This is a genomic window from Pseudoclavibacter sp. Z016, from assembly GCF_002931215.1.
In the GTDB taxonomy this organism is placed as follows: domain Bacteria; phylum Actinomycetota; class Actinomycetes; order Actinomycetales; family Microbacteriaceae; genus Pseudoclavibacter.
In genome coordinates, this window is sequence record NZ_PSTU01000028.1 from 1 (window position 1) to 8,720 (window position 8,720).

Consider the following 8,720-nt stretch of genomic DNA (forward strand, 5'->3'; position numbering starts at 1 on the left):
GGCGGGCGGGCGGCGCTTAGTCGTTCGCGTTCGCGCTTGCCGTCGCCACGATGCGGGACGCCATGGTCGCGAAGATGAACCCGTGGAAGGGGAACACGGCTGCCCAGTACAGGCGGCCGAGGAGACCCTGCGGGAAGTAGACGGCGCGCTGCTCGTAGCGGGAGCGGATGCGCTCCCCGTCCTTCAGCTCGTCGCCGCGCGCATCCGACTCGCTGTCTCCGTCGCCGACCGGCATGGCCCGCATCTCGAGCCACGCGAGCCCGGGGACGCGCATCTCGGCCCGCAGCCTCAGGAGCGAGCCGTGCTCGCCGCCGCGTTCGATGGTCTCGACGCGCCAGAAGTCGAGTGCGTCACCGACTGCGAGACGGTCCGGGTTGGTGCGACCACGACGCAGCCCGACCCCGCCGACGAGCTTGTCCATGACGCCGCGAGCCCCCCAGAGCAGCTTCGACGAGTACCAGCCGTTGTCACCGCCGATGCCCTCGATGACGCGGAACAGCTCCTCGGGTGAGACCGTGCTCTCCTTCGACTGCTCATCGGTGAAGACCGTCTGCCCCGCCCAGTCCGGGTCGGCGGGCAGCGGGTCGCTTGGCGCGCTGTGGACGTTCGCGTCCCGCCAGCTCGTCTCCGTGGCTCGCTGCTTCTCCCGGCCGAGGGCCAGCTCGACGGCCCGCAGGTAGGTCGTGAGGCCGCCCTCGGGCGGCGGGATGAGCGCATCCACGTCGCGGTTCTTGACGACGCACTCGTTCTGCAGCGACTCCACGAGGGGCCGGGCGATGGACTTCGGAATCGGGGTCACGAGGTTCACCCAGCGAGACGCGAGGCCTGGTGTGAAGACGGGCAGCGAGGCGATGGCCCGTTGACGCAGGCCGGCCTTCACGGCGTACCCGTTCATCATCTGCCCGTACCTGAGCACGTCGGGGCCGCCGATGTCGAGCGGCCGGTTCTCGTCTCCTTCGATGCGGGCGGCACCAAGCAGGTAGTGGAGGACATCGCGGACGGCGATGGGCTGGATGTGGTTGCGCACCCACTGCGGGGCAGGCATGTAGGGCAGCACCTCGGTGAGGTGCCGAACCATCTCGAAGGATGCGGAGCCGGAGCCGATGACGATGCCGGCCTGCAGGACGATGGTCGGGACGGGCGACTTCAGGAAGACCTCGCCGACCTCCTTGCGGGAGCGGAGGTGCTTCGAGAGCTTCGCGTCGTCAGGGTGCAGGCCTCCCAGATAGACGATGCGGGAGACGCCGGCCTTCGCGGCTTGCTCCGCCACGTTCTCGGCGAGCTGCAGGTCGGTGCGTTCGAAGTCGGACCCGGACCCCATGGCGTGGACGAGGTAGTAGACGACGTCGATGTCATGCATGGCCTCGCCGACGGCCTTCGGGTCGTCCGCGTCGCCCACGACCACGTCGACGTGGTCTCCCCAGTCGTACGCGGCGACGCGGCCGGCGTTGCGGGCCAGCACCCGCACCCGGTAGCCGGCGGTGACGAGCCTCGGCACGAGGCGGCCTCCCAGGTAGCCGGTCGATCCGAAGACGAGCACTCTCGGCGCCGAGCCGTCCGCTCGAGGAACGGCCTTGAGCGCCGGCTCGTTGCCCGTCGGGGCTGGCGTCGCGGGCGTGCTGCTGTTGGCCGGAGCGTGTCCGGTGGTGAAGTCGCTGCCGGACGAAGACGTCGTGCTGTGCTTCGCGGACTCGCTGGCTTGGGCGTTTGGGGGCGTGCCTGGTGATGCCATGCTCGCGAGGCTATTGCCCCTGTCTGATCGCAAGATGATGGGTTGACAAAGCGGCACGACAGAGCCCCCGAGGGACATGCCGCTCGGGGGCTCTGAGGTCGATCTTCGTCGTTCTTCTCGGTGGTGCGCTCTAGCTCTGCACGACCGCGACCGGGTCGGTCGTCGGCAGGCCCGTCGCGGATCCGCCCTTCGACTCGACCGTGAGGCCGACGGCCATGCCTGGCGCGAATGTTCCGTCGAGCACCTTCACTGCGGGTGCGCCGTCGGCCATGGTCAGGACCCCGGCGGGTGCGGGACCTTCCCCGTCGATGTACCAGAGCTCGTAGTCGTTCTCTTCGGGCAACTGGGCCATGCCGTCCGCGACGACCGCCGACTTGCCGAGCTCCTGCGACCAGTAGACCGTGACGGTTCCGCCGCCGGTCGCCTCGGTGCGAGCACTGTCGACGTCGGGGGCGGCGAGGATGAGCGCCACGTCGCCGTCGGCAACGGACGGCTCCTGCGAGTCCTGCCCGAACCCGCCGAAGGCGAGGCCTCCGCCGAGGAACAGGCCGACGGCGAGGACAACCGCGGCAGTCGCGGCGAACATGGCTTGGGCGCTGCTGCGGAACCAGCGGCCGCGGGCTCGTGTCTCCACAGGCCCGAAGTCGTCGTCTCCGGTCGAGGTGCTCGAGGCTCCACCGCCGACGGCGACAGAGCGTCGTTCGTCGTCAGCGTCACGCTCGTCGGCGTCGGTCTCGAGCTCCGGTGCGAGAGACAGCCTGGGCCGCCCCTCCCCCTCGGCGTCCCGCGGAGCAACGTCGGCAGGAGCCGACGGTGTGCCGGCGTCGGAGGCTCCCGCGGGGGCCGCGGACTCCTTCTCTCCGCCGACCGGATTCTGCTGCGGGAAGCTGTCGAGCTTCGCGAACAGCGACCCCTTCATGGATGCAGGAGGACGCACCGGGGAGACTGCGAGCGCGAGCTGCGCTGCGGCCTCCTGGTAGCTCTCGAACTCCTCCGAGAGCTCGCCGTCTTCCAGCAGCTTGTTCAACAGTGCGCGGTCTGCGGCATCGTCGAAGTCGTTGGCGGAGAGCGCCTCTGCAGCAAGCAGCTGCTCGAGCTCCTCACGTTCCTGTTCGTAACTCATGACACCACCCCCAACTCGCGACGCAACCGATTCATTCCGTCTCTGATCCTTGTCTTCACCGTGCCGAGAGGCACCTCGAGCCGTTCCGCGATCTCACTCTGGGTGAGACCCCCGTAGTAGGCCAGGGTGACCGCCTCCCGCTGCTGATCGCTGAGCGCGCTGAGTGCCTTCTGGGCCCTCTTGTGCTCGATGCTGATCTCAGCGGACTCGGCGACGTCGTCGCGTTCCCCTTCGAAGTCCCGTGCCCCGATCTTCAGGTCACGGTCCTTCGATGCCTGGGATGCACGCACCCGGTCGATGGCTCTGCGGTGCGCGACAGTTAGCATCCATGTGGTCGCCTTGCCCTTGCTCGGCGAATACGATGCGGCGGTCTGCCAGATCTCGAGCAGCACCTCTTGGGCGACCTCTTCGGACTGCGCCTGGTCGACAAGCACTCGCCTGATGAGTCCGAGGACACGTGGTGCCATGAGGTCGTAGAGGGTCGAGAAGGCTTCCTTGCTTCCTGTAGCGGTGCGCACGAGAAGGTCCTCTATCTCTCCGATGGCTTCGCTCACAAGTTCAGCTTGCCATCTCGCGAACGTTTCGCGAAGTTCGTTGACTTCGTGTTGGGTTCCTGGGAAGTGCGTTGCTGGGACGTTCGGCCTGGTCTCAACCGAAGGTGAATGAGTAAGCATCCACGCCACCCCCCAGCGTCACGGTCAGTTCTCCCTGCTTGCTCTGGTCCCCTTCGAAGAGGAGGTATGAGCCTGGGTTGCCCTCGACTTGGATCTCTCGAGGGCCGGTGCCATCGTCGACGGTCACTGTTCCGGAGCCGCCGAGCACCATGCGGATGGTCGAGGCGGTGTAGGAGAGCTTGATCTTTCCTCCGTCGTCGCTTCGGATGCCCTGCGAGTCGAGGTTGAAGTCGCCGTCGAGCGAGAAGGTGTCCTGCTGCTGCTGCGCGGGGAACGTGAAGCTGCGGTCGCCCTGGCCGTACTCGCCTTCACCTGCGTAGTTGACGACCTTCGTCGGCATCAGGTAGGTCTCGGGTGTCGTGCTTCCGAGTTCCGGCGTGGTGTCCGAGGTGTCGGTCTCGCCGGGGAGCTGCACGTCCGGGTTCGCTTCCTTGAGGAGGTCGCGGATCTGGGCCTCGGTTTCTGCGTATCCGCCTTCACCGAAGTGGATGGCGCGGACGGTTCCCGTTGCGTCGATCAGGTAGTGGGCTGGCCAGTACCGGTTGCGGTAGTTGGTCCAGGTGCCCAGGTTGTTGTCGAGGGCGACGGGGTACTCGATTCCGAACTCGTCGATCGCGTTGGCGACGTTCGAGGCTTCCTTCTCGAAGGCGTACTCAGGAGAGTGGATGCCGATCACCTGGAGGCCGGCGTCCTTGTACGCCTGGTCCCATGCGGTGACGTGGGGGATGGAGCGGATGCAGTTGATGCAGGAGTAGGCCCAGAAGTCGATGAGGACGACCTTGCCCTCAGAGGCCTCCGCAGCAAGCTGCACCGCTTCGCCGTCAGGGGTGTTCATCCACTCCTGGATGTCGAGGATCTCTGGGGCAGGACCGCAGTCGCCGAGCTCTGGGTCACCGGGCGTGCAGTTGGTGAGCTGCTCGTTCTGGTCGTTGACCAGGCCACCGAAGGCGAGTGCCTCCTCGACCTGCTCGTTGGAGTTGAACTGCTCCTGGAGGCCGGCTGTGTAGTCCGGCACGAGGCGCTGGAGGATCTGCGGGAGGTTGAAGACGAGTCCGATCGCGAGGGCGATCATGACGACACCTGCAGTGATGCGGATGCCGCGCTGGTGCTTGCGGAACGACTTGACTCGCTCGCCGACGCGACGTCCGGCGAGGGCGAAGATGAGGAGCGGGATCGCGGCGCCGATGCCGAAGGTCACCGTGAGGATGACGGTCTCGATTCCGATCTGACCAGTCGAGCCGGCAACCGTGATGGCTGCGAGCACGGGGCCGGCGCACGGCACGTAGACGGCGCCGAGCGCGATGCCGAGGAGGAAGCCGCCGCGGTCGGTATTGACCTGCTTCTGCGGGATCCAGGAGAACGGCTTCTCGAGGAGGTGCTCGAACTTCGGCACGATGAGGCCGACGCCGATGAGGACAAGCACGATGATGCCTGCCCAGCGCAGCACGTCCTGGGGGAGCCCGAGGAGGCTGAGGAGCAGCGAGCCGAGCAGCGTGAAGACGCTGAAGCTCGTAACGAGGCCCAGGATGACGAGGTACGGCCGGGCGGATGCGCGCCGCTTCGTCGTGCGCTCGCTCTTGACTCTCGTCTTGAGCGCGCCCTCGTCAGGCCCTTCGGCCCCGGGATCCTGGGCCTCGGCCTGCATCTCCTCGTCGCTGCGTGCACCCTGCACGCCGCCCGAGAAGAAGATGACGGGTAACACGGGAAGGATGCACGGGGAGATTCCCGTGATGAGGCCTCCGAGGAAGCCTATGAGTCCTAGCGAGATCATGTTGCGCTCCCTGAAGCATGGTTGTCAGGCGGACGTTCATGCCTGTGCACTGCATTCGGAGCCGTGTGCCTATCGGTTTGTCGTTTCCGCGTATTCGATGCGCTCGGTCCGCGCTGGCCACCGGACGACGGCCCAGGCGCACTCCTGAGAAAGGCACCGGAAGCTGCCCCGTTCTGGTCACGTGTTCGGCCAGCAGGCGGGGACACCTCGCTATAGACGTTCTTATAGACGGCCCAGCCGCGCTCAGCGCCGGCCCCGCATCCGTGCAGCAGCACGTCCGAACAGCCGCACTGAGCGTCGCGGACTGACGACACGCACGGTGTTGAGGGCCCGAGATCCCCGGAATGACGGGCATGTGGGGGCCACCGAAGTTTTATTCCGAACTTTTCCAATCCGCTACAGGAGGGCCTCCGAATGCCTTTGTGAACCGCAACGGATGCGGCTCCGGCCCCCCGGCCGAGAAATGAGGAGTGAAGTTATGCGCACTATCACCAGGAAGGGCTCACTCGCCCTCCTCTCGCTGGCGGCCATCTCGACCTTCGGCCTGGCAGCCTGCTCGAACTCGGCCCCCATGGCTGAGACCGACGCCTCCACGGAAGCCTCCCCCATGGAGACTGCAATGGAGACGCCTATGGAAACCACCATGGAGACGATGGACCCAGCAGCCAACCTCGTCGGATCCGGCTGCGCCGACTACGCAGCTCAGGTTCCGGACGGAGCAGGCTCTGTCCAGGGCATGTCCCAGGACCCGGTCGCAGTTGCGGCTTCCAACAACCCGCTGCTCACGCAGCTCACGGCGGCTGTCTCCGGCCAGCTCAACCCTGACGTTGACCTCGTCTCGACGCTGAACGGCGGAGAGTTCACGGTCTTCGCACCGGTCGATGAGGCCTTCGGCAAGATCGATGCAGGAACGATCGACACGCTCAAGACCGACGCTGACCTCCTCTCGGGGATCCTCACCTACCACGTGGTTGAGGGACAGATCCTGCCTGACGAGATCGCTGGCGACCACAAGACCGTCCAGGGCGAGAACGTCACCGTCACCGGTGAAGGCGACAACCTCATGGTCGGCGACGCCAAGGTCATCTGCGGTGGAGTCCAGACCGCCAACGCAACCGTCTACCTGATCGACTCGGTGCTCATGCCGCCGTCGATGATGTAAGACAAACGCATCTAGCACGACAAACAGATATGGCCCCGGATCTTGCATCCGGGGCCTTTATCTGATTGCTTTTCGGCCCAGCACTTTCAGTGTTGCGTGAATATCACAGCGAGGGCACGGATTTCCGTGGATTCCCGCACAGGATTTCGTTATATGGATATCCGGGGGCCACAATGGGTTGTCCGGTTAAAGACGCGGCAGTGCCAGCTGAGTGCCACAAGCGCCACAGGGGAAGCCATCGTCCGACACCGGCGACTACAGTCAACATCGAACTCTGGAGCTCTCATGGGATTCCTCGCATTCCTTCTTCTCGGACTCATCGCCGGGGCCATCGCGAAGCTCATCCTGCCCGGCAAGCAGGCTGGCGGCTGGATCGCTACCCTCATCCTCGGCGTCGTCGGCGCACTGCTCGGCGGCTGGATCGGCGGCATGCTCTTCGGTGAGGGCGTTGACGCGTTCTTCTCGCTCAGCAGCTGGCTCCTGGCCATCGGTGGCTCGCTCATCGTTCTCCTCATCTGGGGATTCATCACGAGCCGCAGCAGCAGGAACAAGGCGTAATACGCGCTCGCACGACCAAGGCTTCGGGCCCCGGCATCTTTGCCGGGGTCCGCTGTCGTCTCCGAGACGGTACGAGGAGCCAACACCCCTCCCGTCCCCGCGCCAGAGGGGGGTCTGGACAAAGAACCCGTGACCATCTGGGAGCTCAGGAGGTGCCCGTGAACTACCCCGCTGGCGATCGTTCGCAACGATCGCATCAAGCCGGACGTGTCCGCGTCCGCGTGATCCACCCCGGCGCTCACGCGGTGCGCCTCGAGGGCCCAGCGGGCGAGCTCACGGATGAGGTCGTCCTGCTCATCTCACGCACGGGCTCCGTCGCGAGCAGCCAGGGGACGCGCTCGACGACCCTCGACCCGCTCGATGCGACCTTCGTGTTGAACTCTGCACCGCACACCCACCGACTTCAGGCCGACTCGATCCTCCACTGCTTCACGATTCCCCGTGAGCAGCTCATGCCCGCGGGCACGGACGCAGGCAGACTGTCGACGTCCCGAGCTGGCAGCAGGACACCACTGCAGCACTCGGCGGCCGCATTCCTCACCGCGTATTGCGATTCGTTGCTCGCCGGCTCGGACGCCCACCCGCAGGACGAGGCGACGCTCGTGCGACTCGCAGCAGTGCTGATCCTCGGAGACAACGATGACCGGGACCAGGACCCGCAGCGCTAAGCAATGACCGGGCTTCCGCTTCCCGCCGCCAGAGCTTCCTGCTCGCGGCGCGGACCCTCCTGTGGTTCGCTCGAGGTATGACCTCCAGCACGAGCAGCAGCAACGACCAGCGTCCGAGTCACGACGATCAAGCGCCTGCTGAGCGGCGAGGTTCGGCACGTGCCGAGGCCCGCTGGCGGGCGCTGGCACGTTGGGAGCACTCCACGTCGCTGCCGATGTTCGTGGTCGCGGTCGTGTTCTTCGCGGCGTCATCGCTCCTGCTCATCGACGTGCAGCTGAGCGCCGACGCGCAGAGCCAGCTCACGAGCGTCGTCTCGGTCAGCTGGGCCCTCTTCATCGTCGAGTTCCTGATCCGCCTCGTGATCAGCCCGGTGAAGCTCACCTTCGTGCGTTCGCGCTGGTTCGACCTGCTGTCGCTGTTCGTCGTCGTGTTGCGGCCGTTCCTCATCGTCACGTACCTCTGGCGCCTGCCGTTCTTTCGCCGCGGTGGCCCTCGGGCGAAGCGAACCCGCAATGTACTCGCGGTGTCGATCGCGTCGCTCCTGTACGTGTACACGGCGTCACTCGGCGTGTACCTCGTCGAGCACAAGACGCCCGGCGCGTCGATCGTGAGCATGGGAGATGCGCTGTGGTGGGGGTTCACGACGATCACGACGGTCGGCTACGGCGACTTCACGCCCGTGACGCTCGCCGGCCGCGCCCTGGCCGTCTCGCTCATGGTGTCCGGCGTGCTCATCGTCGGGTTCGTGAGCGCGACCATCATGTCGGCGATCCGCGAAGACGCGCAGACCATCGCGGCGAAGCTCACGACGAAGGCGCCTGGCAGCGAGGCCGGCGGCTCCCACCCTGGGCAGGCTGCGCTCTGACCGACCACTGCGCGCTCCCCGCCCGTCCTGGCGTCTGGGCGATTTTGGGCAACAAAAAAGCCGGGGTTGGTCATCGAGGAGCATCTCTGCTCACTCAACAACCAACCCCGGCTTATGAAGAAGTCCGGCGGTGACCTACTCTCCCACAGGGTCCCCCCTGCAGTAC

Annotated in this window: 8 protein-coding genes; 4 read left to right on the plus strand and 4 right to left on the minus strand. The window is 66.1% G+C overall.

What is annotated here, in order from left to right:
* Positions 1-16 precede the first annotated feature (16 nt).
* From C5B99_RS18805 to C5B99_RS18820, 4 genes are all read right to left on the minus strand, one after another.
* Positions 17-1,732, minus strand: coding sequence for an SDR family oxidoreductase (locus tag C5B99_RS18805; RefSeq protein WP_104244967.1), 1,716 nt, complete (start codon positions 1,730-1,732; stop codon positions 17-19).
* A 130-nt stretch (positions 1,733-1,862) separates the two neighbouring features.
* Positions 1,863-2,855 (minus strand): anti-sigma factor, encoded by a 993-nt coding sequence (locus tag C5B99_RS18810; RefSeq protein ID WP_104244969.1) that lies wholly within the window; start codon positions 2,853-2,855, stop codon positions 1,863-1,865.
* The gene (gene sigK, locus C5B99_RS18815) at positions 2,852-3,409 is read right to left on the minus strand and encodes an ECF RNA polymerase sigma factor SigK (RefSeq protein WP_236558643.1); all 558 of its coding nucleotides are present in this window, start codon (positions 3,407-3,409) and stop codon (positions 2,852-2,854) included. Before sigK ends, C5B99_RS18810 begins: the two co-directional genes overlap by 4 nt.
* A gap of 94 nt (positions 3,410-3,503) precedes the next feature.
* Positions 3,504-5,300, minus strand: a complete 1,797-nt coding sequence (locus tag C5B99_RS18820) for a cytochrome c biogenesis protein DipZ (protein WP_104244971.1) — start codon at positions 5,298-5,300, stop codon at positions 3,504-3,506.
* Positions 5,301-5,778: 478 nt separating this feature from the next.
* On the opposite strand from C5B99_RS18820, the gene C5B99_RS18825 reads away from it, so the two are divergent.
* The 4 genes from C5B99_RS18825 (at position 5,779) to C5B99_RS18840 (ending at position 8,554) form a co-directional block, all read left to right on the plus strand.
* A complete protein-coding gene (locus C5B99_RS18825; RefSeq protein ID WP_104244973.1) occupies positions 5,779-6,462 on the plus strand; it encodes a fasciclin domain-containing protein in 684 nt (227 codons plus the stop codon).
* 285 nt (positions 6,463-6,747) lie between these two features.
* Entirely contained in the window at positions 6,748-7,020 is a 273-nt protein-coding gene (locus tag C5B99_RS18830; protein WP_104244975.1) for a GlsB/YeaQ/YmgE family stress response membrane protein, read from the plus strand.
* A gap of 158 nt (positions 7,021-7,178) precedes the next feature.
* Positions 7,179-7,688: a hypothetical protein gene (locus tag C5B99_RS19100; protein WP_181065063.1), complete on the plus strand. Its 510-nt coding sequence runs from the start codon at positions 7,179-7,181 to the stop codon at positions 7,686-7,688.
* A 77-nt stretch (positions 7,689-7,765) separates the two neighbouring features.
* Positions 7,766-8,554 (plus strand): potassium channel family protein, encoded by a 789-nt coding sequence (locus tag C5B99_RS18840; RefSeq protein ID WP_104244979.1) that lies wholly within the window; start codon positions 7,766-7,768, stop codon positions 8,552-8,554.
* The last annotated feature ends 166 nt before the right edge of the window (positions 8,555-8,720 follow it).

Coding starts and splice junctions, on each gene's coding strand:
- C5B99_RS18805 (WP_104244967.1), bottom strand. CDS start 1,732: ATGGCATCACCAGGCACGCCCCCAAACGCCCAAGCCAGCGAGTCCGCG.
- C5B99_RS18810 (WP_104244969.1), bottom strand. CDS start 2,855: ATGAGTTACGAACAGGAACGTGAGGAGCTCGAGCAGCTGCTTGCTGCA.
- C5B99_RS18820 (WP_104244971.1), bottom strand. CDS start 5,300: ATGATCTCGCTAGGACTCATAGGCTTCCTCGGAGGCCTCATCACGGGA.
- C5B99_RS18825 (WP_104244973.1), top strand. CDS start 5,779: ATGCGCACTATCACCAGGAAGGGCTCACTCGCCCTCCTCTCGCTGGCG.
- C5B99_RS18830 (WP_104244975.1), top strand. CDS start 6,748: ATGGGATTCCTCGCATTCCTTCTTCTCGGACTCATCGCCGGGGCCATC.
- C5B99_RS18840 (WP_104244979.1), top strand. CDS start 7,766: ATGACCTCCAGCACGAGCAGCAGCAACGACCAGCGTCCGAGTCACGAC.